The sequence below is a fragment of the Mesorhizobium sp. P2_E10 genome, from assembly GCF_056404235.1.
The window spans coordinates 68,491-90,587 of sequence record NZ_JBFUEK010000015.1; the positions used below are offsets into that span (position 1 = coordinate 68,491).

The 22,097-nt window shown below is 62.6% G+C and carries 25 protein-coding genes; 13 read left to right on the top strand and 12 right to left on the bottom strand.

Features of this window, described 5'->3' with window-relative positions; genetic code table 11:
* Positions 1 to 32: 32 nt before the first annotated feature.
* On the bottom strand, positions 33 to 560 hold the full coding sequence (locus AC1D0N_RS26895) for a gamma carbonic anhydrase family protein (RefSeq protein ID WP_477249030.1): 528 nt from the start codon (positions 558 to 560) through the stop codon (positions 33 to 35).
* A 19-nt stretch (positions 561 to 579) separates the two neighbouring features.
* Positions 580 to 924: a DUF6949 family protein gene (locus AC1D0N_RS26900; protein WP_477249032.1), complete on the bottom strand. Its 345-nt coding sequence runs from the start codon at positions 922 to 924 to the stop codon at positions 580 to 582.
* A 139-nt stretch (positions 925 to 1,063) separates the two neighbouring features.
* Between AC1D0N_RS26900 and AC1D0N_RS26905 the strand changes: the two genes are divergently transcribed.
* Positions 1,064 to 1,795, top strand: a complete 732-nt coding sequence (locus AC1D0N_RS26905) for a hypothetical protein (RefSeq protein WP_477249034.1) — start codon at positions 1,064 to 1,066, stop codon at positions 1,793 to 1,795.
* Positions 1,796 to 2,043: 248 nt separating this feature from the next.
* Here AC1D0N_RS26905 and AC1D0N_RS26910 read toward each other — a convergent pair whose 3' ends face one another.
* Both AC1D0N_RS26910 and cysE read right to left on the bottom strand, forming a co-directional pair.
* Positions 2,044 to 2,247, bottom strand: a complete 204-nt coding sequence (locus AC1D0N_RS26910) for a DUF3126 family protein (protein WP_013531334.1) — start codon at positions 2,245 to 2,247, stop codon at positions 2,044 to 2,046.
* A gap of 151 nt (positions 2,248 to 2,398) precedes the next feature.
* Positions 2,399 to 3,247, bottom strand: coding sequence for a serine O-acetyltransferase (gene cysE / locus AC1D0N_RS26915; protein ID WP_477249039.1), 849 nt, complete (start codon positions 3,245 to 3,247; stop codon positions 2,399 to 2,401).
* 133 nt (positions 3,248 to 3,380) lie between these two features.
* On the opposite strand from cysE, the gene AC1D0N_RS26920 reads away from it, so the two are divergent.
* Positions 3,381 to 3,980 (top strand): HD domain-containing protein, encoded by a 600-nt coding sequence (locus AC1D0N_RS26920; RefSeq protein WP_477249041.1) that lies wholly within the window; start codon positions 3,381 to 3,383, stop codon positions 3,978 to 3,980.
* 238 nt (positions 3,981 to 4,218) lie between these two features.
* Here the strand turns inward: AC1D0N_RS26920 and AC1D0N_RS26925 are convergent, their stop codons facing one another.
* Genes AC1D0N_RS26925 through AC1D0N_RS26935 form a run of 3 tightly spaced genes read right to left on the bottom strand, consistent with a single transcriptional unit; the run spans position 4,219 to position 6,184 of the window.
* Positions 4,219 to 4,986 carry an alpha/beta fold hydrolase gene (locus AC1D0N_RS26925; RefSeq protein WP_477249043.1) on the bottom strand — a complete coding sequence of 256 codons (768 nt, stop codon included), beginning with the start codon at positions 4,984 to 4,986 and terminating at the stop codon, positions 4,219 to 4,221.
* A 15-nt stretch (positions 4,987 to 5,001) separates the two neighbouring features.
* On the bottom strand, positions 5,002 to 5,562 hold the full coding sequence (locus AC1D0N_RS26930; protein WP_477249045.1) for a DUF192 domain-containing protein: 561 nt from the start codon (positions 5,560 to 5,562) through the stop codon (positions 5,002 to 5,004).
* Between the two features lie 25 nt (positions 5,563 to 5,587).
* Positions 5,588 to 6,184: a cold-shock protein gene (locus AC1D0N_RS26935; protein ID WP_477249047.1), complete on the bottom strand. Its 597-nt coding sequence runs from the start codon at positions 6,182 to 6,184 to the stop codon at positions 5,588 to 5,590.
* A 308-nt stretch (positions 6,185 to 6,492) separates the two neighbouring features.
* Between AC1D0N_RS26935 and AC1D0N_RS26940 the strand changes: the two genes are divergently transcribed.
* Both AC1D0N_RS26940 and AC1D0N_RS26945 read left to right on the top strand, forming a co-directional pair.
* Positions 6,493 to 6,933, top strand: a complete 441-nt coding sequence (locus tag AC1D0N_RS26940; protein ID WP_352439918.1) for a VOC family protein — start codon at positions 6,493 to 6,495, stop codon at positions 6,931 to 6,933.
* Between the two features lie 130 nt (positions 6,934 to 7,063).
* Positions 7,064 to 7,360, top strand: a complete 297-nt coding sequence (locus AC1D0N_RS26945; protein WP_477249050.1) for a DUF2218 domain-containing protein — start codon at positions 7,064 to 7,066, stop codon at positions 7,358 to 7,360.
* Positions 7,361 to 7,367: 7 nt separating this feature from the next.
* On the opposite strand, the gene AC1D0N_RS26950 is transcribed toward AC1D0N_RS26945, so the two are convergent.
* Both AC1D0N_RS26950 and ilvA read right to left on the bottom strand, forming a co-directional pair.
* Positions 7,368 to 7,925, bottom strand: a complete 558-nt coding sequence (locus tag AC1D0N_RS26950) for a DUF1697 domain-containing protein (RefSeq protein ID WP_477249052.1) — start codon at positions 7,923 to 7,925, stop codon at positions 7,368 to 7,370.
* Positions 7,922 to 9,178: a threonine ammonia-lyase IlvA gene (gene ilvA / locus AC1D0N_RS26955; RefSeq protein WP_477249054.1), complete on the bottom strand. Its 1,257-nt coding sequence runs from the start codon at positions 9,176 to 9,178 to the stop codon at positions 7,922 to 7,924. Before ilvA ends, AC1D0N_RS26950 begins: the two co-directional genes overlap by 4 nt.
* Before the next feature lie 142 nt (positions 9,179 to 9,320).
* On the opposite strand from ilvA, the gene AC1D0N_RS26960 reads away from it, so the two are divergent.
* From AC1D0N_RS26960 to AC1D0N_RS26980, 5 genes are all read left to right on the top strand, one after another.
* Positions 9,321 to 10,724: an aminopeptidase P family N-terminal domain-containing protein gene (locus AC1D0N_RS26960; protein ID WP_477249056.1), complete on the top strand. Its 1,404-nt coding sequence runs from the start codon at positions 9,321 to 9,323 to the stop codon at positions 10,722 to 10,724.
* A gap of 135 nt (positions 10,725 to 10,859) precedes the next feature.
* Positions 10,860 to 11,927 carry an alpha/beta hydrolase gene (locus AC1D0N_RS26965; protein WP_477249107.1) on the top strand — a complete coding sequence of 356 codons (1,068 nt, stop codon included), beginning with the start codon at positions 10,860 to 10,862 and terminating at the stop codon, positions 11,925 to 11,927.
* 128 nt (positions 11,928 to 12,055) lie between these two features.
* Positions 12,056 to 13,213, top strand: a complete 1,158-nt coding sequence (locus tag AC1D0N_RS26970) for an alpha/beta hydrolase (RefSeq protein ID WP_477249058.1) — start codon at positions 12,056 to 12,058, stop codon at positions 13,211 to 13,213.
* A gap of 230 nt (positions 13,214 to 13,443) precedes the next feature.
* Positions 13,444 to 14,277: an SGNH/GDSL hydrolase family protein gene (locus AC1D0N_RS26975; RefSeq protein ID WP_477249060.1), complete on the top strand. Its 834-nt coding sequence runs from the start codon at positions 13,444 to 13,446 to the stop codon at positions 14,275 to 14,277.
* A complete protein-coding gene (locus tag AC1D0N_RS26980) occupies positions 14,274 to 15,125 on the top strand; it encodes an NAD(P)H-binding protein (protein ID WP_477249062.1) in 852 nt (283 codons plus the stop codon). The genes AC1D0N_RS26975 and AC1D0N_RS26980 overlap by 4 nt, the downstream gene beginning before the upstream one ends.
* Before the next feature lie 17 nt (positions 15,126 to 15,142).
* Here the strand turns inward: AC1D0N_RS26980 and AC1D0N_RS26985 are convergent, their stop codons facing one another.
* The 3 genes from AC1D0N_RS26985 to AC1D0N_RS26995 all read right to left on the bottom strand — a co-directional run bounded on the left by AC1D0N_RS26985 (position 15,143) and on the right by AC1D0N_RS26995 (position 18,124).
* A complete protein-coding gene (locus AC1D0N_RS26985; RefSeq protein ID WP_477249064.1) occupies positions 15,143 to 15,748 on the bottom strand; it encodes a TetR/AcrR family transcriptional regulator in 606 nt (201 codons plus the stop codon).
* Between the two features lie 103 nt (positions 15,749 to 15,851).
* Positions 15,852 to 17,663: an adenine deaminase gene (gene ade, locus AC1D0N_RS26990; protein WP_477249066.1), complete on the bottom strand. Its 1,812-nt coding sequence runs from the start codon at positions 17,661 to 17,663 to the stop codon at positions 15,852 to 15,854.
* Between the two features lie 83 nt (positions 17,664 to 17,746).
* Entirely contained in the window at positions 17,747 to 18,124 is a 378-nt protein-coding gene (locus AC1D0N_RS26995; protein ID WP_477249068.1) for a SecDF P1 head subdomain-containing protein, read from the bottom strand.
* A 182-nt stretch (positions 18,125 to 18,306) separates the two neighbouring features.
* On the opposite strand from AC1D0N_RS26995, the gene AC1D0N_RS27000 reads away from it, so the two are divergent.
* The 4 genes from AC1D0N_RS27000 (at position 18,307) to AC1D0N_RS27015 (ending at position 22,072) form a co-directional block, all read left to right on the top strand.
* The gene (locus AC1D0N_RS27000) at positions 18,307 to 18,972 is read left to right on the top strand and encodes an outer membrane protein (protein WP_477249070.1); all 666 of its coding nucleotides are present in this window, start codon (positions 18,307 to 18,309) and stop codon (positions 18,970 to 18,972) included.
* A 387-nt stretch (positions 18,973 to 19,359) separates the two neighbouring features.
* Positions 19,360 to 19,638 carry a hypothetical protein gene (locus AC1D0N_RS27005; protein ID WP_477249072.1) on the top strand — a complete coding sequence of 93 codons (279 nt, stop codon included), beginning with the start codon at positions 19,360 to 19,362 and terminating at the stop codon, positions 19,636 to 19,638.
* Positions 19,639 to 20,345: 707 nt separating this feature from the next.
* A complete protein-coding gene (locus tag AC1D0N_RS27010; protein ID WP_477249074.1) occupies positions 20,346 to 21,536 on the top strand; it encodes a tyrosine-type recombinase/integrase in 1,191 nt (396 codons plus the stop codon).
* A complete protein-coding gene (locus tag AC1D0N_RS27015; protein ID WP_477249076.1) occupies positions 21,533 to 22,072 on the top strand; it encodes a hypothetical protein in 540 nt (179 codons plus the stop codon). The genes AC1D0N_RS27010 and AC1D0N_RS27015 overlap by 4 nt, the downstream gene beginning before the upstream one ends.
* The last annotated feature ends 25 nt before the right edge of the window (positions 22,073 to 22,097 follow it).

Sequence of the window (22,097 nt, forward strand, 5' to 3'; positions counted from 1 at the left end):
TGGACCGCCGGCGAGGATTGGCTGGGCCGGCGTCAGACCTCTCTCAGCCCGGCCTTGAACCGCTTGCCGTTGGCGACGTAATGCGCAGCCGACGCGCGCAACCTTGCGACGGCCGCATCGTCCAGCGTCCGGATCACCCGCGCGGGCGAGCCGACGATCAGCGAATTGTCGGGAAATTCCTTGCCTTCGGTGACCAGCGCGCCGGCGCCGACCAGCGAATTCTTGCCGATCCTGGCGCCGTTGAGCACGATGGCGCCCATGCCGATCAGGCTGTTGTCGCCGATCGTGCAGCCATGCAGCAGTGCGCGGTGGCCGATCGTACAGCCTTGTCCGATGGTCAGCGGAAAACCGGGATCGGTGTGCATCACCGTGTGTTCCTGGACATTGCTGTCGGCGCCGATGACGATCGGCTCGTTGTCGCCGCGGATGACGGCGCCGGACCAGAAGCCGGCGTTGCGGCCGACCCTTATGTCGCCGATCAGCGTCGCGTCGGGCGCGATCCAGTTGCTGTCGGCGTCCTCGAAGCTGGGCGCCTTTCCGTCGATCGCATAGGTCGGCATCGTCTGTCTCCGAATCGTCTCACACCGCGAGCTCGATGGAGCCTAGGAGCGTGCCTGCCCACGACGCAATGGCGATCAGCACGACACCCAAGGCCAGCGCCCAGGCGACAGCGGTGCAGCCGCAAGAAATCAGCGCCAGTGTCGAAATGCGCCCCTGCCGACGGGCGTCAAGCGCATCATTGACGAGCATGAACGGCCCCGCGCATGCGGTTGCAGCCAACGAGCGCACAATATGCGACGGCGACACATAGGGTTCGACGAAGGCAAGCCGGCGGCCTGAGATCAGCTCCATCGCCGATCCGACCAGGCCGCATGCGGTCACACCGACCGCAAAAGCGAAGAGAGTGAGTTCCACCGGGCTCATCTTTACCTTCCGTTTACCATGAAATCGCACAGTCGCATCCGATACGCGCGCTGCAAGAGCCATGCCGCGCTATGTGTGCCGCCCGAGGACACCTCCAAGGACATCCAGGGAGGACAGGCGGCCGATATTGGGGATTGCGATGAAGCAGGCTGCCACCGCCGATAGTCCGGAATTCGATATCGTCGATTCCAGGCTGATGAAGCGGGTGTTCTATGCCTTCGCGACGCTGGCACTGCTTTCGGTGGCGATCAGCCTGGGCGGCAAATGGTTCGGCCGTTCGATCGCCATGGCCGGCTATACCGACGACGCGACCATCCACAGGATCGTCATCGGCAACAACGTCATCGCCGTGCCGGCCAATGTCATCCGCTTCGATCAGGCGCGGCGCGACGGCGTCGCCTCGCGCCTCGATCTCTATCTGCGCTATCCCGAGATGGACGGCTACAGCGAAGCCGCCCGCGACGACTTCAACCACACCGGTCAGAGCAAGGACATTATCTTCCTGTCCTTGGAGCCGCAGATGATGTCGCGCGACATGAGCGGCCGCTTCGCGCCGATCTACAGTGCAATGATCGTCCCGCCCGGCACGCCCGGTCCCGGCGGCACGACGATTTACGCCTTCACCGAAAAATCAGGCTATCTCAACGAGGTGCTCGCCGTCGCCAGCCGGCCCGGCAAGACTCCCTTCGTGGCCCGTTGCCTGAGCGGCCCAAGCGCGGAAGAATCGTTGGCGCCATGCGAGCGCGACATCCAGGTGGGCGACAGCCTCGCCCTCACCTACCGCTTCCCCAAGGAGTTTCTGGACAACTGGCAGGCGCTCGACGCGGCGATCGCCACCAGGGCTGCGCAAGTCCTGAAGACCGCGCATTAGCGGCTCCTTCGTCATCCACGGACGGAGCGGGCGCAAAGCCGCGCGGACCCGAGTATCCCGTGCGGGCGGCGAAGCGATGCAGAATTTTGTTGTTGGAAAGCGGCAGAGGTCGTTTCGGGCCGCTGTACTCCTGCGCCGATGTCGCGGCATGGATCCCAGGGTCTTCGCGACGCCGCTGCGCGGCTGCTTCGCCCTGGGATGACGAAGGCGCGACGGACTGCCGCCAATCGCCGAAGTGCCGTCCTGGCTCAGGCCAGATCGATGTCGAGAATCGCCATCGAGAAATTGTAGTCGCCGTCATCCTCGTCCTTGAAGACGATGCCGAGAAACTCGTCGCCGACATAGACCTCGGCCGAATCGTCCTTGCGCGGCCGCGCCTTCACTTCGAGTTTGGGATTCTGGAAGACGCGCTTGAAATAGGCGTCCAGCTTTCTGATTTCGTCCGGCTTCAACAGTCTTCTCCGATCGTCGGGCTTGCTGGTTTGAACGCGCTTCTGACACGTCGACAATGGCGATGTAAAGGCAAGCCGGGCATATCGCACGGGAACCAGGCCCAGGCGCGTGCAGCCGGATTTCGGCGCCCGCGCCCGGGGAGCCGGAAAATCAGATGTCGAAGCTGACGACGTGGTCCATCGACTGCGACGGCAAAAGCTGGTCCATCTGCCGCGAAGGCTGGTCGCAGCCGGTCTCGCCGACGACGCGGGCCGGCACGCCGGCAACCGTCTTGTTGTGCGGCACCGGTGACAGCACCACCGACCCCGCCGCGATCTTCGAGCAATGGCCGATCTCGATGTTGCCGAGGATCTTGGCGCCGGCGCCGATCAGCACGCCGTAACGGATCTTGGGATGGCGGTCGCCGCCGGCCTTGCCGGTACCGCCCAGCGTCACGCCATGCAGGATCGACACGTCATCCTCGATCACCGCGGTCTCGCCGACGACGAGGCCGGTGGCGTGGTCGATGAAGATGCCCTTGCCGATGCGCGCGGCCGGATTGATGTCGGTCTGGAACACCGAGGATGAGCGGCTCTGCAGATAGAGCGCGAAATCCTTGCGGCCCTGGTTCCAAAGCCAATGCGCCAGCCGGTGCGTCTGGATGGCGTGAAAACCCTTGAAATACAGCACCGGCATGATGAAGCGGTCGCAGGCCGGATCACGGTCGTAATAGGCCTGGATGTCGACGCGCACGGTCGACGACCATTCCTTGTCGTCGGCCAGCATCGACTTGAAGGTCTGGCGGATGAGATCCGAACCGATGTCCTGATGGTCGAGACGCTCGGCCAGCCGGTGGATGACCGCTTCCTCGAGGCTCTCCTGGTTCAGGATCGTCGCATAGAGGAACGCCGCCAGCAGCGGATCGCGGTTGACCGCTTCCATCGCTTCATCGCGGATCGAACGCCAGATCGGATCGACCGGCTGCAATGCGCTGTGTCGGGAAATGCTGATGCTGTTCATCGACGTCTCGTCCTGCGTCCTGCCGGCTTGCCTATTGTCCGGCCGCACATATAAGCCAGATCATAGCATGATTGAACTCAATTTTCCTTAGTGCTTGGTCAAATGGATTTGGTTCACGGAAATTCAAGCCGCCATGGAAAACGAACCCTTGATCGACGCGCCACTGAAGCACGAGCTTTCCGCGCTCTACCGGGCCGAGGGCCGCCACTATCACAACCTCGCCCATATCGAGGCGATGCTGGCACTGGTCGCCGACTATCGCGCATTGCTGCACGACCCCGAGGCGGTCGAAGCGGCGATCTGGTTCCACGACGCCATCTATGACAGCCGGGCCAAGGACAACGAGGCCAGGAGTGCCGCACTGGCGGCGGAAAAACTCGCCGGTCGCACCAATGCGGAGCGATTGGATCAGATCGTGGCGATGATCGTGGCCACCGCAACGCATGAATTGCCCGGCCTTGCCGACAAGGAAGCCGACCGCGACGCTGCTCTCTTCCTCGATATGGACCTGTCGATCCTGGGAGCCTCACCGGAAGCCTTCGACGCCTACGAACAGGCGGTCCGCCGCGAATATGGCTGGGTGGAGGAGCCGATGTGGCGCGCAGGCCGTGGCGCGGTTCTGAAGACTTTCCTCGCTCGCCCGCGCATCTTCCACACGGAGGAATTCCGGCAGCGGTTCGAGCCCCAGGCCAGGCAAAACATGGCGCGGTCGCTCGAAGCGCTCAAGTCCTAATCCGGAAACGTCTCCACGCGCTGCCCATAGGCCGTGAACCCGGCGCAACGGTATGCGTACGGGTTAGCGAGAAGGCGCTCGAACTCGCCCACAGGCAGGCGCCAGGATGACGGAACGTTTGCCGAGCTTGCCTGTCGCGACGACGCCCGGCAGAGCCTCCGTACGTCTTCCCCATTGTGCCACTGTTCCCACCCCTCGCCGGTCGCCCAATCCCCGTCACCCAAAACTGCGCAGCGGTTCAGAGCGGATTTTCGGCATAAAACTCAAGCACCCGCTGCTTGAAGGCCTTGTCCCCGACAGCCAGCATGTGGTCGCGGCCCTCGATGTGAAAGGCTCTGGCGTTGGGCATCAGCGCCGCCAGTTCTTCCGGCGAGCCGCCAATGTCGTCCCTGGTGCCGACAGCAATCAGCGTCGGCTGGGCGATGCGCGCCATGTCGTCCTCGCTCAACAACTCCCGCGACTTGGCGATACAGGCGGCCAGCGCCAGGCGGTCGCTGTGTGTCTGGTCGGCGAAGGCGCGAAACGAGCGGCCGCGCGGATGGCTGGTGGCATCGGGATCGTCGGCAAGAAGGGCTGCGGCAATCGGATCCCAGTCGCCGACGCCATCGACCATGCCGATGCCGAGCCCACCGAAGACCAGTGTCGCCACCTTGTCCGGATCGGACAGCGCCAGAAACGCCGAAATGCGCGCACCCATCGAATAGCCCATGACATGAGCCCGCTCGATGCCGAGATGGTTGAGCAGAGCCGCTCCGTCCGACGCCATTTTGGCCGGCGTGTAATCAGCCTCGTCATAGCTTTTCGACGAGGCGCCATGGCCGCGATTGTCGAAGGCGATGGCGCGGTAGCCGGCATCGTTCAGCGTCTTGAACCAGCCGGGCGATACCCAGTTGACGTAATGGCTGGAGGCAAAGCCGTGGATCATCAGCACCGGGTCGCCCCGGCCCGAGGCCGGCTGACGATCGAGGAAGGCAAGGTCGAAACCATCATGGGAGAAAAACTGCATCAGTGGCCAGCCCGTTCAGCCGCCGACGCTCGGCGCATCGCCCTTGTCCGCCGGCGGCTTGCCAGGCCCGGACGCAGTGCCGATTGCCGGGTGGCGCAGCAGGTCGTTGTACTCGATGCCGTCCCTTGCGGCGGTGCCCGCCTTGAGTTCGAGCACGAAGCGTACCGGCAGGCCGGACGAGACGATCGCCTCGGATTGCGGTTCGCCTTTCTTGATCGCCCGGATCCTGCCGTCCTGGCCGACGAAGATCAGGTCGAGCGGCATCGGCGTGTTCTTCATCCAGAAGTTCACTTGCCCGACAGTCTCGAACACGAACAGCATGCCATGATCGTCGGCCATGTCCTCGCGGAACATCAGACCGGCCTCGCGCTCGGCGCCGGTATCGGCGACTTCGATGGAGAAGGAGCGTTCGCCGCCTTTCGTCACCGCGACCAACGGCGTCGGATCGACCGGCAGGATCATCGCCCGGCTGTCGGCGGCACTTGGTTCCTGCGAATAGAAATAGGCGCCGGTGGCGGCGGCAACGGCAATCACGGCGCAGATCGCACCCGCAGTCAGCCAGATCCTGTTAGCCATTCAAAGTCCTCTGCCGGGCATCGCCCTAATGCGAGACCGGCAAGGTTCCCATATCGGGGTGAATTTCGGCAGCCATAAGGCCTTTGTCGCCGCGTCCGAAGCGAACCAGCACGACCTGACCCGGTCTGAGCTCGGTGATGCCGTAGCGGCGCAGCGTCTCCATATGGACGAAAATATCCTCGGTGCCCTCGCCCCTGGTCAGGAAGCCGAACCCTTTGGTGCGGTTGAACCACTTGACCAGCGCCCGTTCGAGCCCGCTTTCCGGCGTCACCGAAATATGGGTGCGCGGCTCCTGCATCTCGGCCGGATGGATCGCCGTGGTGACATCCATCGACAGCACGCGGAACGCCTGCAAGCCGCGGTCGCCCTGCTTGACGAGACAAACGACCCGCGCGCCTTCCAATGCAGTCTGGAAGCCGTCCTTTCGAAGACATGTCACATGGAGGAGGATGTCGCCCGAAGAGCCGTCATCCGGAAGAATGAAACCGTAGCCCTTGGCCACGTCGAACCATTTGATGGCGCCGGCGATTTCAACGAGGTCGGCAGCGTCGCCGCTAGCGTCTCGATTCAAGGCGTCGTCAAGGCTCTCGTCCCGCCCCATGAAAGAGGCCTTTTCCCCCATAAGAATGCCCCCTTTTTTCAAGAACACCGCAACTGATTCTTGACATTAGATTAACACCGCGGCTTCCGGTCTGTGCAAGACCTGCCGTGCCTTTTTTCACGGTTCAATACAGGAATACCTGATTTGTTGTTTGCCGGCGCCACTGGCGGCCAGAACGGCGGCCTCCCAAACCGGACCACGATGGCGTTCTGCCTTTTGCTTGAGCACCGGATTTTTCCCGAAACCGGCCGCCGCTTTTCGGTCCGCGATTGCCCTTTGGCCGGGTGGCCCCTATGTTCCGCCGCGACGCAACATCCCGAGGAAACCACATGCGCTATCTCCACACCATGGTCCGTGTCGCCGATGTCGATGCTTCGCTCGATTTCTACTGCAACAAGCTTGGTCTCAAGGAAGTGCGCCGCTACGAAAACGAGCAGGGCCGCTTCACGCTGATCTTCCTCGCCGCCTCCGAAGATGAGCAAAGCGGCATTGCCGACAAGGCGCCGCTGATCGAACTGACCTACAATTGGGATCCGGAGGACTACAAGGGCGGCCGCAATTTCGGCCACCTCGCCTATGAGGTCGACGACATCTACGCTACCTGCCAACACCTGATGGACAATGGCGTCGTCATCAACCGGCCGCCGCGCGACGGCAACATGGCCTTCGTCAAGTCGCCGGATGGCATCTCGTTCGAGCTGTTGCAGAAGGGACCGGCCAAGCCCAAGGCCGAACCCTGGGCCTCGATGCCCAACACCGGCACCTGGTAGCGATCACGCCATTTTGAACGTAGGCGGCCGAGCGACAAGCCGGCCGTTTTTGCGTTTCGAGTGACGACACCTATCTACGCGGTCATCGCGCCAAGCCGACAGCCAGCGCCCAGAACGAGAGAGTTCATCCATGCCGTCCAGCCATGTCGATGTCGCCACCGAGCACGCCAGCCGCTACCTGCAGCAGTTGTGCAAGCATTGGGCGCACAAATTTCCCGTCGAGTTCAACCCGACCCACGGCACCATCGACCTGACGTCGCTGGGACGCACCGTCATGGATGCCGATGCAAGTGCGTTGCACATCACGGTGTCGACGGATGAAGGCGGATCGCTGGAGCGCCTGGAAAGTGTCGTTGCCGATCACATCAAGCGCTTCGCCTTCCGCGAGGAGCTGGCCTTCGACTGGAAGCGCACCCAGGCGGCTTGAGCGGCGGTCAGCCGCCGGCCTTGCCGGCCAGCCCCAGCAGCGCCAGCACCGAACGCCAGTTGCGCGCGGTGCCGGGCACTTTCAGCGTGCGCGGGATCAGCCCGGCGAACACGGATTTGCCGAGCCCGTCCGGTGCATGCAGGTACAGCACATCGCCCTTGATCTCGAAGCGTTCAGGACCGATGCACTTTTCCGCCAGCCGTGCGATCTCGTCGGCAGTCGGCTCGCGTTCCAGCACGTAGGCGTGGAGTTTGGTGTGTTCCGCGGCCACTTCGGGATAGGGGTTTTCGCTCACCAGCCGCTCGAACCATGAGAGATCGCGCACCATGATGCGCGAGTGAAATCCCCATTGCTTCTCGAAGGCTGCTTCGATCTGCTTCGTCAGAGTGGCTGCATCGCCCTTCGATGACCGGAAAACGGCGTTGCCGCTCTGCACATAGGTGGCGACGTCGGAAAAGCCGAGTTTCTCGAAAAGCGCCCGCAGCTCCGCCATCTTGACGATGCGGTTGCCGCCGACATTGATGCCGGAAAACAGCGCGACGAAGATTTTTCCCTTCCCGCTCATATGATGAACCCGGCCAAGGTCTCATTGTCGGTGATGTCCTGATACTGGACGCCCTCGGCCTCGAAATTCGCCTTGAGCAGATCGAAATTGCGACGGTCCTTGGTCTCGATGCCGATCAGCACCGAACCGAAATTGCGCGCCGATTTCTTCAGATATTCGAAGCGGGCAATGTCGTCGTCAGGCCCCAGCATGTCGAGGAAGTCGCGCAGCGCGCCCGGCCGCTGCGGAAAGCGGATGATGAAGTACTTCTTCAAGCCCTCGAAGCGCAGCGCCCTTTCCTTGACGTCCGGCAGCCGCTCGAAATCGAAATTGCCGCCCGAAACCACGGCGACGATGGTCTTGCCCCTGATCTCCTTCTTCGAGAAATCCTTGAGCGCATCGATCGTCAGCGCGCCGGCCGGTTCGAGCACCACGCCTTCGACATTCAACATCTCGATCATCGTCGCGCAGAGCCGGTTTTCCGGGATCAGCCGCACAGCGTCCGCAGCAAACTCCTTGAGGTGCCGCAACGGCTCGCGGCCGATCTCGGCCACCGCCGCGCCATCGACGAAATTGTCGACCTTGGCGAGCTTGATCCGCTTTCCCGCCGACAGGCTCTCGCGCAGGCTCGGCGCGCCGGCCGGTTCGCAGAAGACGAAGCGCGCGTCACGCCCCTGGTCGGCGAAATAATGGGTCACACCGGCGGCCAGACCGCCGCCGCCGACCGGCAGCATGATGATGTCTGGCATGCGCGCGCCCGGCATCTGGTCGGCGATTTCAAAGGCGACGGTCGCCTGCCCCTCGATGATGTCCTTGTGATCGAAAGGCGGCACCATATGCGCGCCCGTCGTTTCGGTGAATTCGAAGGCGGCGCGGTAGCAGTCGTCGAAAAAGTCGCCGACCAGCCTGACCTCGATGAATTCACCGCCGAACAGCCGCGTCTTGTCGATCTTCTGCTGCGGCGTCGTCACCGGCATGAACACCACGCCCTTTTTGCCGAAATGCCGGCAAACGAAGGCAAAACCCTGGGCATGATTACCGGCCGAGGCGCAGACGAACAGCTCGGCGTCGTTGCCGGCGGCAAGCGCCTTGCGAAAGAAGGTGAAGGCGCCGCGGATCTTGTAGGAGCGCACCGGCGTCAGGTCCTCGCGCTTCAACAGCACCCGCGCGCCGGTCTTCTTCGACAGATAGTCGTTTTCCTGCAGCGGTGTTTCGGGAAAGATCTGCCGGATTGCAGCAGTGGCGACAGCGACACGAGAAGAGAAACTGTTCATGGCAAGATCCCGGATCGCCTGTGCGCGAGTTTGATCCCCGCCTATTGCATATCCGGCCCCGCAAAGCCATTGTCCCGCGGACTACCCGCCCCTGCCGCGGGGCATTCCCAGAAACCTTGCAAGCACTTGAAGGCGTTTGTTCATGCCTGTCGCATCGGTTGCCCTGAAAACCATGTCGTTGCCGGAATTTGGCGAGCCGACGCTGATGCCGCTCGTTGCGCGCACCACCTACGAGGCGCGCATCGACGCGCTGGTAGCACGCGGCACCGCTTTGGGTTTCGAGGCCTTCGCCATCTATGGCGACCGCGAGCACGCAGCCAATGTCGCCTATCTCTGCGGCTACGATCCCCGTTTCGAGGAGACGCTGCTGGTCATCATTCCGGGCAAGCAGCCGAAACTTCTGGTCGGCAATGAGGGCTGGAGCTATGCCGAGATCTGCGACGGCCCTTACGAGCGCATCCTCTACCAGACTTTTTCGCTGCCGGCGCAGCCACGCGACCGCTCGGCGGCACTCCCCGACATCCTTGCCACTTGCGGTCTGAAAGCCGGCCAGCGTATCGGCGCCATCGGCTGGAAGCCGTTTGGCCCGGGCGATGCCGGCTTTGGCGAAACGGCGCTCGACCTGCCTTCCTTCATCGCCGACACGCTGCGCACGCTTGCAGGCGACAAGGGCGCGGTCCTCAACGCGGCCAACCTCTTGATGAACCCTGCCGACGGCCTGCGCGCCATAAACGAGGCCGACCAGCTGGCGTCATTCGAATTCGCCGCGACCTTTTCCTCGCAAGGCCTGCGCAACGTGCTTGGCGGCATCGAACCCGGCATGACCGAATTGCAGGCCACGAAGCTGATGGGCATCAACGGCCTGCCGCAATGCTGTCATCCGATGCTGTCGGCCGGCAAACGTGCCGCTTATGGCTTGCCCAGCCCGCGCCTCGACATCATCAAGCGCGGCGATCCGATCACCATGGCCTATGGCATCCAGGGCTCGCTCAACGCCCGCGCCGGTTTTCTGGCCGAGAGCGCTGCCGACCTTCCGCAAGGCATACGTGACTATGTCGAAAAACTGGTCGCGCCCTATTTCATCGCCGTTGTCGACTGGTATCAAACGGTCGGCATCGGCGTTGCCGGCGGCGCGCTGTGGAAAGCGGTGCACGATCGCATCGGCGACCCGTTCTTCGGCGTTTCGCTCAACCCCGGCCATCTCGTCCATATCGACGAATGGATGCATTCGCCGATTTTTGCCGGCTCCGACATCCCACTGAAATCGGGCATGGCGCTGCAGGTCGACATCATTCCGGCGACCGGCACGGACTATTTCACCACCAATATCGAGGACGGCATCGCGCTCGCCGATCAGGCGTTGCGCGAGGAGATCGCGGCACGCTATCCCGAGGCTTGGCGCCGCATCGAGGCGCGTCGCGCCTTTATGAGCGACGTGCTCGGCATCCGGCTCAAACCGGAAGTCCTGCCCTTCTCCAACATACCGGCGTTCCTGCCGCCATTTTGGCTTTCGCGCCACAGTGCGATGGCTGTCGCCAGACGCTGACCCCATTTCGGCTGGACACGACTTACTTCCGCCGCACTCTACCTGTCCGGGAGGTGTCGCGGGGGTGGATGGGCCTTTTGGCCTCAAAGTGAATTCTAAATGAATTCATCTTTCGATTGGAATGTCTAAGTGCCTATGAAGAAGATCCTTACCGTTGTCCTTGCCTTGCTCGTTGCCGGCTGTGCCAGCAATCAGACCCAGGAACTCCTCGGCAGCACGATGGTGTCCGCGCCGGTGACGGAAATCGCCGGCAATCACTCGATCTTCATCGCCACGACGCGCAAGCATTCCGACGATCCCAACAAGGTTTTTGACGGCGAGCGCTCGGCGACGCTCAACTATGCCCGCGTCACCGTCACCGTTCCGGGCATCCACCAGACCGGCCAGATCGAGCGGCGTTCCCGCGGCAAGTCGGACGACCCAGCGAAATACTTCATGGCTTCGGAGGTCGTCGGCTACGACGCCCAGCCGAAATTCTCCAGCGCGCTCAGCGCCGACATCGCGGCGCGCGGCGGCCGCGTCATGGTTTTTGTCCACGGTTACAACACCGGCTTCGATGACGCCGTCTATCGCGTCACCCAGATCGTCCACGATTCCGGCTACCCCGGCACGCCGGTGCTGTTTTCCTGGGCATCGGGCGCCCGGACCACCGACTATGTCTATGACAAGGAAAGCGCCAGCGTCGCCCGCGACCAGCTGGAAGTGACGCTGCGCATGCTGCAGCAGTCGGGCGCGCGGCGCATCGACATCGTCGCCCATTCGCTTGGGACCTGGGTCACCATGGAAACGCTGCGCCAGCTCGCCATCACGGGCGACCGCGATCTCGGCGGCAAGCTCGGTGACGTGGTGCTGGCATCGCCCGACATCGATGTCGACGTGTTCAAGAGCCAGATGCGGCGCTACGGCAAGCCGGATAAACCATTCATCCTGCTGCTCTCCGACGACGATCGGGCGCTCAGGCTCTCCGGCCTGATCGCCGGCTCGCGGCCGCGCGTCGGCGACTACAAGGACGCCGCCGACCTCGCCGCCTATGGCGTCACGGTCGTCGACCTCTCCAAGGTCAAGGGAACCGACAGCTTCAATCACACCAAGTTCGCCGACAATCCCGAACTGGTGAAGATGATTGGCCAGCGGCTGCGCGAGGATGACGGTTTTGCCAGCGACCAGACGGTGACAGAGCGTATCGTCCAGCTCGGCCAATAGGTGCGGCCGCAGCGGCCGCGCCTATCAACGATTGCCGCGCCATCTGATCAGTTTGAACTGGACCGGGCCGGCCTCTGGCTCTATCGACATAGAAAAGGCGTCATGCGCCAGCGGGAGCTCGCGTAACCGTGCGTTCGAAGACTGTCCTCGTCCTTGCCTTCGCGCTCGCCGTCACCGGCTGCGCCAACCAGAACACGCACGACCTTCTCAACAAGACGACGATCACCGCACCCGCCTCGGACATTGCGGCGACGCATGAGATCTTCGTCGCCACCACCCGTCAGCACGCGACGAAAGACCCGCGCCAGGTATTCGACGGCGATCGCTCGCTGACCACCAGCTACGCCCGCGTCGACGTGACCGTCCCCAAGGTCCATCAGGTCGGCGCCATCGAGCGGGCCAAGGGGTCCGCCAACAGCAATCCGGCCAAGGACTTCACCGCGACCGGCGTCACCCACTACGAAGACGCCCCGCAATTCGCCAATGCGGTCGGCGCCGACATCGCCATGCGTGGCGACCGCGCGCTGGTTTTCGTGCATGGCTTCAACAACGGTTTCGACGACGGCATCTACCGGCTGACGCAGATCGCGCACGACACCAAATATCCCGGTACGCCGGTGCTGTTCTCCTGGGCGTCAAGCGGCAAGGCCAGCGGTTATATCTACGACAAGGAAAGCGCCAACGCCGCGCGCGACGACCTCGAAGCGACGCTAAGGATGCTCGCCAAGACCCGGGTCAAGAGCATCGACATCATCGCCCATTCGATGGGAACCTGGGTGACGATGGAAGCACTGCGCCAGCTCGCCATCACCGGCGACCGCGATCTTGGCGGCAAGCTCGGCTATGTCATCCTGGCGTCGCCGGATATCGACGTCGACGTGTTCAAGAAGCAGATGATCCGCTACGGCAAGCCCAATAAGCCGTTCGCCGTCCTGCTTTCCGCCGACGATCGGGCTCTCAAGCTCTCGTCCCTGATCTCAGGCGACAAGCCGCGCGTCGGCGACTACGGCAATGCGGCCGACCTCGCCAGCTTCGGTGTATCGGTGGTCGACCTCAGCCAGACCAAGGGCGGCGACCGGCTGAACCACGCCAAGTTCGCCGACAACCCGATTCTCGTGCAATTGCTCGGTGACCGGCTGCGCACGCCGGCCGGCCTGGCGTCGGACGAACCCGACCCGGCACAGCTCAACAATATCGGCCAAGGCATCGGCAAGGCTGTCGGCTCCGTCGCCGAGATTGTCATCACGACGCCGTTCAAGGTGCTGACCATCGCCACTGGCGGGTGAACACCGGCCAAGGGATGTTGAGATTCGGGTCAGGCCGAGCCGGGACTGAACCGCCTCGGCATCGAACGTGAAAGGTGCTTCCCAGACGGCCCTTGAATCTGATGAAGGCCCTGGAGGTCGCCAGATTTCAAAGCAATTACAATAATTTATGAACCGGCCAACGCGAGTAGCGTCGTCCCAGAGGCGCGACTATTTTTTCGCCTTCTGCAACGAACTGCGAGGCGAAACCCATGTCGAACGAACAAGTGCGCTGGCTCTTGAAGGTCATCCAGCCCGAGGGCACCTTATCCTCCCTTCCCGGAGGGGCCAGCCTTGGCCAGGACGCTCATGCCGGACTCCTCGGCCTGCCGGTTGATATCTATGCGACCGAACTCGGCCGCATGCAAAAGGAGGCCTTCGAAGCGGCGCACGAGCTGCTTGCTGACCCAGCCGTGGCATCAATGGTCGATCGCCTTCCCCTGCGAAAAGGGGCCAAGGTAGTGGCGTTCGGCGACAGCTTGACGTCCGATCCTCAATCCTGGGCGGTAGTCCTGAGGGAAATGCTGGCCAGGCGCCGCGGTACCGACGGGATTTCGTTGACCATCAGCGCAGTCGCAGCCGAGACGACCACGCAGGGTCTCGTGCGGATCGCAAATGTCATCAATTCCCAGCCCGACTGGATACTCTTCCTCTTCGGTACGAATGACGCCCGCACGCAGGGCCCGCGCCCCACGAAGACGCTCGTCCATCATGAGGAGACCGCGCGCAACATTGCCGAGCTGCGGCAGCGCGTTTCCGCAGAGACCACGGCGAACTGCGTCTGGATTACTCCGCCAGCGGTCAATGAAGCGCAGGTGGCGGCGCATCGGGGCCTGGCCAGGTTCGGAGTTCGGTTCCGCAACGAAGACCTGGCGCGCGTCGCCAAGATCCTGCGCGAGGGTGACGGGCCGGTTATCGACGCCTTCTCAACGCTGGGCAGTCCCCCTCCTTGCGACCTGCTGATGGACGACGGTCTACATTTCACTGTGGCGGGCCAGAAGCGAATGGCTTTCGAGGTGATCCGTGGCTGGAGCAAGCTCCAGTGAAACATCTCATCATCGGCGCCACCGGAAACATCGGCTCCCGGGTAACCCAGCGCCTCGTCGATTGTGGAGCACGCCCGTCCGTTTTCGTGCGCAGCGCGAAGCGGGCCAGAGCCCTTTTCGGTGGCCATGTCGATATCCATACCGGAGACCTCGAAAAGCCAGGTCAGTCGCTGGCGACTGCGCTGGCCGGGGTCGACGGCATATTCCTCCTGACGGATGGACCGGATCTCGAGACGCGAGATCGCGCGGTCTCCCTCGCTGCCCGCCAGGCAGGCGTACGACATATCGTCAAGCTCTCGACGTTGGACGTGCGAACCGGGATAGGCACCGGTCCGTGGCATGCACGCGGCGAGGACGCCGTTCGGGAAAGCGGGGTGGCGTTCACATTCATTCAGGCGGCCGGATTCATGTCCAACGCGCTCGGTTGGTCAGAGTCCATCCGCCGCGAGGGCGTGCTGCGCTCGTCTGCGGGTTCGGGCAAGATCGCATTCATCCATCCCAACGACATCGCTGCCGTCGCCACGGCCGCCCTGACCACGCGCGACCACGACGACCAGGCACTGGTGATCACCGGCCGTCAGGCGCTGTCCTATGGGGAGATGGCGGCCACGATAGGCAGAGCCATCGGCAAGCCCGTCGGCTTCGAGGAAACATCCGACCGGCAGGCGTACACCGACGCCGTCGAATGGGCCGGCAAAGGCCCCTACGTCGATGCCCTTGTGGACATCTGGCGCGCGGTGCGCGAGGGCCGGCTTGACACGGCGACGGACGGGGTAAAACGAGTAACTGGGCGCGAACCAATCCCGTTCGCTCAGTGGGCCGCCGAGAACGCCGCGTCGTTTCAGTAGTGTTTCGGTGCGGTACCTTAAAAAGAATTCACGTAGACCAGTACGGTCCGGATCGCCTCGCTCCTGGCGGCATCGCGCGGGAGGTCGCGCGCCTGGTGAACCGATCCGTGCACCAGGGATTCCACCATGCGTGGAAGGACAAAAAGCATTCGCTCCGTCTCGTCGAGGCTGTATGGCTTTAGGTCGGCGCGTGACAGCACTTGCCCAAACGTGTGATGCAGCGCGTTCTTGAAGCCAAGAGCGCCCTCAGGAACGGCGGCCGAAACAATATCGTGCAGTTCCGCGCCATCCGCGTGCACGTTCACCAGACCTCGGACGAGTTCGCGCGTGAAATCCTGCAGCGGAGCCGAGGCGTAGTCAGCCGTCGTCTGCCCGATGAACTGCCGTACATCGTCGACGTGTCGGTCATGAAGGGCGGCGAAGATTGCGCGCTTGTCGGGGAAGTACTGATAAAGCGACCCGACGCTGACGCCGGCGGCCTCCGCGATGCGATTCGTGGTGATGGCCTGGGTCCCGTGACGCTTCACCACAAGTCGGACCGCCTCGAGCACGCAGTCCACGGTCTGCCGCGAGCGTTGCTGCTTCGGCTCGCGCCGCGCAAAGGTTCTTTTGGCCGTGGTCATGCTGCCTCGCCGTATCTAGTCGCCCAGCCGAACTCCAACACGGGACGTGTAACAGCGACCACGCCTCCGGGCAAAGCAATCCCAGTTTCTTGCATCGACATACCTAGACAAATAGATCGACCTTCTGGAAAGTCGTCACGTCGATCAGCCCGACATCGGAAATCCTAAGTTCCGGAATGACGACCAGCGCCAGCAGCGAGTGCTGCATGTAGGCGTTGTTCAGCGAACAGCCCATCTTGCGCATCGCCTCGGTGAGTTTCTCCGCCTTGGCCGCGACGATTTCCGCCCGCTCGTCCGACATCAGCCCGGCGATCGGCATTTCGACCAGCGCCAGTTCCTTGCCCTTGGAAAACAGCACCACGCCGCCGCCGACCTCGCCCAGCCGGTTCACGGCCAATGCCATATCCTGCTTGTTGGTGCCGACGACGATGATGTGGTGGCTGTCATGCGCCACACTCGACGCCATGGCGCAGTCGCCCATATAGCCGAAGCCGGAAACGAAGGCGTTGGTGACGCCGCCCGTGCCTTTGTGGCGCTCGACCAGCGCGATCTGGCAGACGTCGTTGCGGCGATCCATGGCGACCAGCCCGTCTTCCACCGCAAGATCGGCCTCCAGCGCCCGCGTCGGCGCCTGGTTCTCGATCACGCCGATGACCCGCACCCGCACCTCATTGGCGCCCTTGGGCGCCGCGATGTCGAAGTCACCGGACTTGAGCTTCTTGCCGAGCTTGACGGTGTTCTTGGCTGTCTTCGGATAGTTGTAAGCCGGAATGTCGATGTCGAGCTTGCCGCCCTTGGCCAGCCTGACGCCGCGCGCATAGACTTCGTCGATGGTCATCTCGGCCAGATCGGAAACGATCAGCAGATCGGCGAGCCGACCCGGCGCGATCGAACCGATCTCGCGCTCCAGCTTGAAATGCTGGGCGGTGTTGAGCGTCGCCATCTGGATCGCCGTCACCGGCTTCAGCCCCTGCTGAATGGCGTGCCGCACCACCCGGTCCATATGGCCTTCGTGGACCAGCGTGCCGGAATGGCTGTCGTCGGTGCACAGGATGAAATTGCGCGGGTCGAGCCCGCTTTCGGTCACCGCCTTGATCTGCGAGGCCACATCGTACCAGGCCGAGCCCAGCCGCAGCATCGCCTTCATGCCCTGGCGCACGCGGGCAATCGCGTCTTCGGCGCGTGTGCCCTCATGGTCGTCTTCCGGCCCGCCGGCGACATAGCCGTGGAATGGCAGGCCGAGATCGCGCGAGGCATAGTGCCCGCCGACCGTCTTGCCGGCTCTCACCGTCGCGGCGATCTCGCCCGACATGACCGGATCGTTGGCGACGACGCCGGGGAAATTCATCACCTCGCCGAGGCCGATGATATTTTCCCAGGTCATGGCCTCGGCGACATCGGCAACCGTCAGTTCGGCGCCGGCATGCTCGAGCCCCGGCGCCGAAGGCACGCAGGACGGCATCTGCACATGCACGTTGACCGGCATGGCGACAGCCTCGTCATGCATCAGTCGAACGCCAGGCAGTCCCAGCACATTGGCGATCTCGTGCGGGTCGATGAACATCGAGGTGGTGCCGTGCGGGATCACCGCGCGGCAGAACTCGGTCACCGTCACCATGCCGCTCTCGACATGCATGTGCGCATCGCACAGGCCCGGCACCAAATAGCGGCCGCCGGCATCGACCACCTTGGTGCCCTGGCCGATGGCGTGGCCGGCATTCGGCCCGCAATAGGCAAAGCGGCCGCCGGCAATGGCAATGTCGGTGCCGGCGATGATCTCGCCCGAATGGACGTTGACCCAGCGCCCGTTGCGGATGACCAGATCGGCAGGCTTGCGGCCCATCGCGACATCGACCAGATGCGTCGCCATCTCGGTCCACGGTTTGGGTTTCGTCACCTGCGCGGTCTTGGCCATGAAAAGACTCCTGTTTGCCCGACTGTGCCAAGCCGATGCGGTTTTGACCAGCGATTGCGTAACGCCAATCGGCTTGACGAAGGCTAGTCAGCCGTCACATCGACCGTGACTTTTGCGCCGCCGGACGAGATCCGTTCGGCCAGGCGCCTGAGTTCGCCCTTGGCGAATGTGCCGCTGACCATGATCTCACCGCCAAGGATCGGCTCGACCAGCCGCGGCGACATCACCACGGCGCCGTCGATGCTGAGATCGATGATGTTTCCGACATTCGCCCTGGTGAAGGCAGCAAATGTCCGCTTACTGTCCGGCGTCAATTTGAGGTTGAGCGCCACCTGTCCCGGCGCTGGGTCGCGCACGACATTCGCCTTGGCGATGGCAAGCGTCAGCGGCTTGGCCATCGCCACCCCGCAAGCACGCAGCACGATGGCGAGGCCGGCGATCAGGCGAAACAGGGTGAGCATCCGGTTTTTACCTTGCAGACCGCCGATCTTGCATGGCGGCGCTCTCGCGACAATGCCGCGGCAGGGCGTAAACCATGGCAACCCAAGATATCGGCCCCGGTCGAAATAGGATTCCGTTTTGCGGCAAATCGGGTTACCTTCAACCAGAAGTGTCATTCTGGAACCGACGTTCGGGAAACTCGATGCATCGCCTGACGCTCGCAAGTGCCGGTTTTCTAACCGCTTTGGCCGCGCCGGCTTTCGCCGCCGATCCAATGACCGACCTGCCGATGACAGCACCCGGCTTCGACTGGACCGGCTACTACGCCGGCCTGCAGGCCGGCTATGGCTGGGGCCAGTCCGACATATCGGTGACGGAAGGCGCGCCGTTTTCCATCACGCCCAGCATTGACGGCGGTTTCGTCGGCGGCCATGTCGCCGGGCTCTGGCAGTTCGACCAGGCGGTGCTCGGCGCCGTGGCCGACCTCAACTATTCCATGATCGACGGCACCGCGGTATCGGGCCTGGGCAGCACCTTTGGCACCGACATCAAGTGGTTCGGGTCGGTCGACGCCAAGGCCGGCTTCGCCATGAACCGCCTGCTGGTCTACGGCATTGGCGGCCTCGCTTTCGCCGGCATCGAAACGTCGCAAGTCGCGGGCGCGGCATTCGCCAGCACACGCACGAATGTCGGCTGGACCGTGGGTGCCGGCGTCGACTACGCGCTGACCGACAAGTTCATCGTCGGCGCGCAATATCGCTACTATGATTTCGGCTCCGAGCATTATGACGTTGCGGCCCCCTTCAACGATCGCGATCAGAACGTGAAGCTGAACACGGTCGGCATCAACTTGAGCTACAAGTTCTGAGCGCCGCAGGGTTCAGCCATCGCCACAGGCTTTTGTTCTAATACGCGAAAAAGGCCGTGCGATCACTGGTGCGGTCGGCGGCAATCGAACCAGTACGATCAGGGAAAAGCATCGTCGACATCTTACGCGGACGCATCGGACAACCCTGGCTGCGGCCCGACAGTCTGTTGGGGTGGGTTCGACTGACCGTCGGGCCTGACCGGCTTGGGGCTCTCGTTGGGGGGCAAGCCGGCTAAAACCGAACGTAATATTAGCAACCATGCAACAAAACCCTGTTCGGACGTTTTCCCCCGCTAATGGCTGGGCAGCTTTGATACTTGCGCAATCGCTAAAATAATGAAAGCTTTAGCTTGGGGCCCGTTGGGGAACGGGAAGCGGATTGGGGCAATGTATTTTCCGCAGTTTCTAGTGGGAATGCTGACGACGACGGGCGTCGTCGGAGCTTGGGCCTATGCGGCCACAGGATCAATCTGGAAGGCTGTCGCGTGGGGCATCATCGCCGCGGTTTTGTTGCAGGTCGGGTACTTCTCGCTCGTGTTCAGGCTTGTCTATGGGCGGCGAGACACCAAGCAGGCGGTGGAAGAGACCACTGCGGACACAACCAAACAAGCTGTCGTTCCGAATCGACCGCTGCATAGAGACGGTCGCAAAAAAGGGCTGACTTAGGTCGAATCGAGCCTGCCCCAGTACCCGGCAATAGCCAGCAGGCTAAATCCAACCGCTGTTTATCGCCTGGCTGCGATCACTTCCCTGCGCCCCGGACGACGCACGAGGCCTTGCTTCGACGGTTAAGCACATCCCCGGCAAGTGTGCGTCGTTCATCCGAAGCAACGGGACTGGGCCGGCGGCAGCGCCGGACCGATGGTCCTAAACGATGAGCTGTTGGGTCCGGCAGCCTTTGGGGAGGGACCGCCTCAGGCCGCCGGACCTCACCGGCGGTTAGCACACCGGCTGAACCTACATGCGCCTGGACTGACGGCCAGTCAGCATCTCCAATAGGCCTAGGAGAGCAATAAACTGCCCATTGCCCTTACAACTCTTGGCGTAACTGTCGGAGGAAAGGCGCCGGCCAAGCCTGACGCGCCATCAAGCATTTTCATGCTCGTGATGCGAGAGGCTAGCCACAAGAGCGATGCGGCAGGCGGTTATCTCTCAAATTCAGCATGGTGCGGACGCCGGGAATCGAACCCGGATAGCCGTAGCTGAGGGATTTTAAGTCTCTTTCTAGGCGTCTACTCTTGGGTATCCATATGGCCGCAAGGCCTTGTGGATTAAGGAAAGACCGAGGGTTTACAGTCCCTATTTGTTCCTTTACGTTCCCTTGCGTAGACATGAAGCGGCTACCCGCTCGGCTACCCAAGGGGAAAACGCAAATGCCAATCCTTTCCGACAATTTCGTTACCAGTGCCACCCTGCCCCGCGATCGTGACGAACTGGTCATTCGCGACAGCAAGCTCGCCGGTTTCGCTCTCAGGCTCCGCCGAAAGGCCGATGGCAAGCCGTCAAAGACCTTCCTCGTGTTTCAGGAGCTTCCAGGCCGCGACGGCGCCCGCAAGCGTCGCAAGATCATCATCGGCGATCATGCAACCTATCCAGCCGAGAAAGCGCGCGCCGAGGCTCAGAGCATGCTCCAGGCGATTGATAGGGGCGACGATCCAGCAGCAGTTCGGGCAGCGAAAAAGGCGCAACCGATATTCGAGGATCTCATCAAGGATTTTGAGGCGACGCATATCGAGAAGAAAAAGCCCGAGACGCGCAAGGACTATCGCGGGCGCATCCGGCGCAATCTCTTGCCGACTTTCAAAGGCCGACGCGTGGCCGACATTACCGCCGAGATGGTGCGGTCTTTCCATGCCAAGAAACACGGCAACCCGACCGACGCAAATCGATCGCTGGCGGTGCTGTCCGTCATGATGGGCCGCGCCATGGAACTCGGCTGGCGCCAGGATAATCCCTGCATGGGTGTTCGGAGAAACAAGGAAAGCGCGCGGGAGGAATGGCTTGACGAAACGGACCTTCCCAAGTTCGTCAAGGCGCTCTCGGCTGTCAGTGGTCCCCATGCCGATCTAATCCGGTTCCTGACCGTCTCGGGTTGGCGTGTCTCGGAAGGGCGATTGATGACATGGGACATGGTGGACTTGCAACGCCTTGTCGTTCGGCTTCCCGACACCAAGACCGGCGCATCTGCCCGCGCGCTCTCGACCGATGGCGCGACCATCATCGATCAGCAAGCGCACCGCATCGGCTATGTCTTTTCGGGACGGAAGGGAACGCAGGCGGTTTCCTACAAGCGCCTCCGCGAAGTCCTGACTGGCGTTTGCGAGGCGGCAGAGATCAAGGCCATCACGCCTCACGCATTGCGCCACACAGCCGCGACATGGGCCGCTCTGTCTGGTGCGGAAGCGCACGAGCTACGGGAGGCGTTCGGCTGGAAGACGTTGGCGATGACCGGCCGCTATGTCGCGCGCGCTGAGAGCCTTGGCCGACGCGGTGCGCAACGTGCCGCCGACGCAATGAACGTGCTCCAGAAGCCGGCGGCAGATGTGAAGGAACTCGGCCGGTGAGCGGAAAATGGGAAATCGGAGCGGACGGGTGGCCGGTCTCGCCCGACCATCCGGCAAATCGCCCTGACGCGCTGACGCTCGAGGATCGAAGGAAGCAGTTCTTTGCGAAGCGAATGGCGGTATTGGACAGAGCTTGGCGTGAGGGTAAGAGCCCAAGGGCGTTGGCTGACACGCTGAGGCTGTGCGGTCAATATGGCCGGCCGTTGCCGGATTGGACCACGCAAGCGTTGTTGGCGCTTCTGTGCGCAGGCAAGTTTCCAACGGGACCCGGCAGGCTGGGAAACGACAAGGCGACTGATCGTCAGAACCGCATCCATTATGAGCGATGGAGCGCCGTCATGGAGGTTAAGGACAGGTGGGATGATCTGCCAGAGTTGTATGGAGAGGGGCGGTTCACACTGGAGAAGGCGCGCGCCAAAGCCGTCGAACTCCTAGCCAACACTGACGCCGCAGGCGACGAAGATGCAGTCAAGAAAAGCTATCAGATCGTCGAGCGGCTTTTCAAAAATGGAGACGGCGCGATATTTTACTTTTGAGAGTTTTGGGTAACAAATAGCTCGC

Bases quoted from the DNA above. Each gene is read 5' to 3' on its own strand.
- AC1D0N_RS27000 (WP_477249070.1), top strand. From the start codon at position 18,307: ATGCATCGCCTGACGCTCGCAAGTGCCGGTTTTCTAACCGCTTTGGCC.
- AC1D0N_RS26950 (WP_477249052.1), bottom strand. From the start codon at position 7,925: ATGAGCGGGAAGGGAAAAATCTTCGTCGCGCTGTTTTCCGGCATCAAT.
- cysE (WP_477249039.1), bottom strand. From the start codon at position 3,247: ATGAACAGCATCAGCATTTCCCGACACAGCGCATTGCAGCCGGTCGAT.
- AC1D0N_RS27010 (WP_477249074.1), top strand. From the start codon at position 20,346: ATGCCAATCCTTTCCGACAATTTCGTTACCAGTGCCACCCTGCCCCGC.
- AC1D0N_RS26935 (WP_477249047.1), bottom strand. From the start codon at position 6,184: ATGGGGGAAAAGGCCTCTTTCATGGGGCGGGACGAGAGCCTTGACGAC.
- AC1D0N_RS26920 (WP_477249041.1), top strand. From the start codon at position 3,381: ATGGAAAACGAACCCTTGATCGACGCGCCACTGAAGCACGAGCTTTCC.
- AC1D0N_RS26930 (WP_477249045.1), bottom strand. From the start codon at position 5,562: ATGGCTAACAGGATCTGGCTGACTGCGGGTGCGATCTGCGCCGTGATT.
- AC1D0N_RS27005 (WP_477249072.1), top strand. From the start codon at position 19,360: ATGTATTTTCCGCAGTTTCTAGTGGGAATGCTGACGACGACGGGCGTC.
- AC1D0N_RS26960 (WP_477249056.1), top strand. From the start codon at position 9,321: ATGCCTGTCGCATCGGTTGCCCTGAAAACCATGTCGTTGCCGGAATTT.
- AC1D0N_RS26965 (WP_477249107.1), top strand. From the start codon at position 10,860: ATGAAGAAGATCCTTACCGTTGTCCTTGCCTTGCTCGTTGCCGGCTGT.
- ilvA (WP_477249054.1), bottom strand. From the start codon at position 9,178: ATGAACAGTTTCTCTTCTCGTGTCGCTGTCGCCACTGCTGCAATCCGG.
- AC1D0N_RS26975 (WP_477249060.1), top strand. From the start codon at position 13,444: ATGTCGAACGAACAAGTGCGCTGGCTCTTGAAGGTCATCCAGCCCGAG.
- AC1D0N_RS26940 (WP_352439918.1), top strand. From the start codon at position 6,493: ATGCGCTATCTCCACACCATGGTCCGTGTCGCCGATGTCGATGCTTCG.
- AC1D0N_RS26900 (WP_477249032.1), bottom strand. From the start codon at position 924: ATGAGCCCGGTGGAACTCACTCTCTTCGCTTTTGCGGTCGGTGTGACC.
- ade (WP_477249066.1), bottom strand. From the start codon at position 17,663: ATGGCCAAGACCGCGCAGGTGACGAAACCCAAACCGTGGACCGAGATG.
- AC1D0N_RS26905 (WP_477249034.1), top strand. From the start codon at position 1,064: ATGAAGCAGGCTGCCACCGCCGATAGTCCGGAATTCGATATCGTCGAT.
- AC1D0N_RS26895 (WP_477249030.1), bottom strand. From the start codon at position 560: ATGCCGACCTATGCGATCGACGGAAAGGCGCCCAGCTTCGAGGACGCC.
- AC1D0N_RS26995 (WP_477249068.1), bottom strand. From the start codon at position 18,124: ATGCTCACCCTGTTTCGCCTGATCGCCGGCCTCGCCATCGTGCTGCGT.
- AC1D0N_RS26925 (WP_477249043.1), bottom strand. From the start codon at position 4,986: ATGCAGTTTTTCTCCCATGATGGTTTCGACCTTGCCTTCCTCGATCGT.
- AC1D0N_RS26945 (WP_477249050.1), top strand. From the start codon at position 7,064: ATGCCGTCCAGCCATGTCGATGTCGCCACCGAGCACGCCAGCCGCTAC.
- AC1D0N_RS26985 (WP_477249064.1), bottom strand. From the start codon at position 15,748: ATGACCACGGCCAAAAGAACCTTTGCGCGGCGCGAGCCGAAGCAGCAA.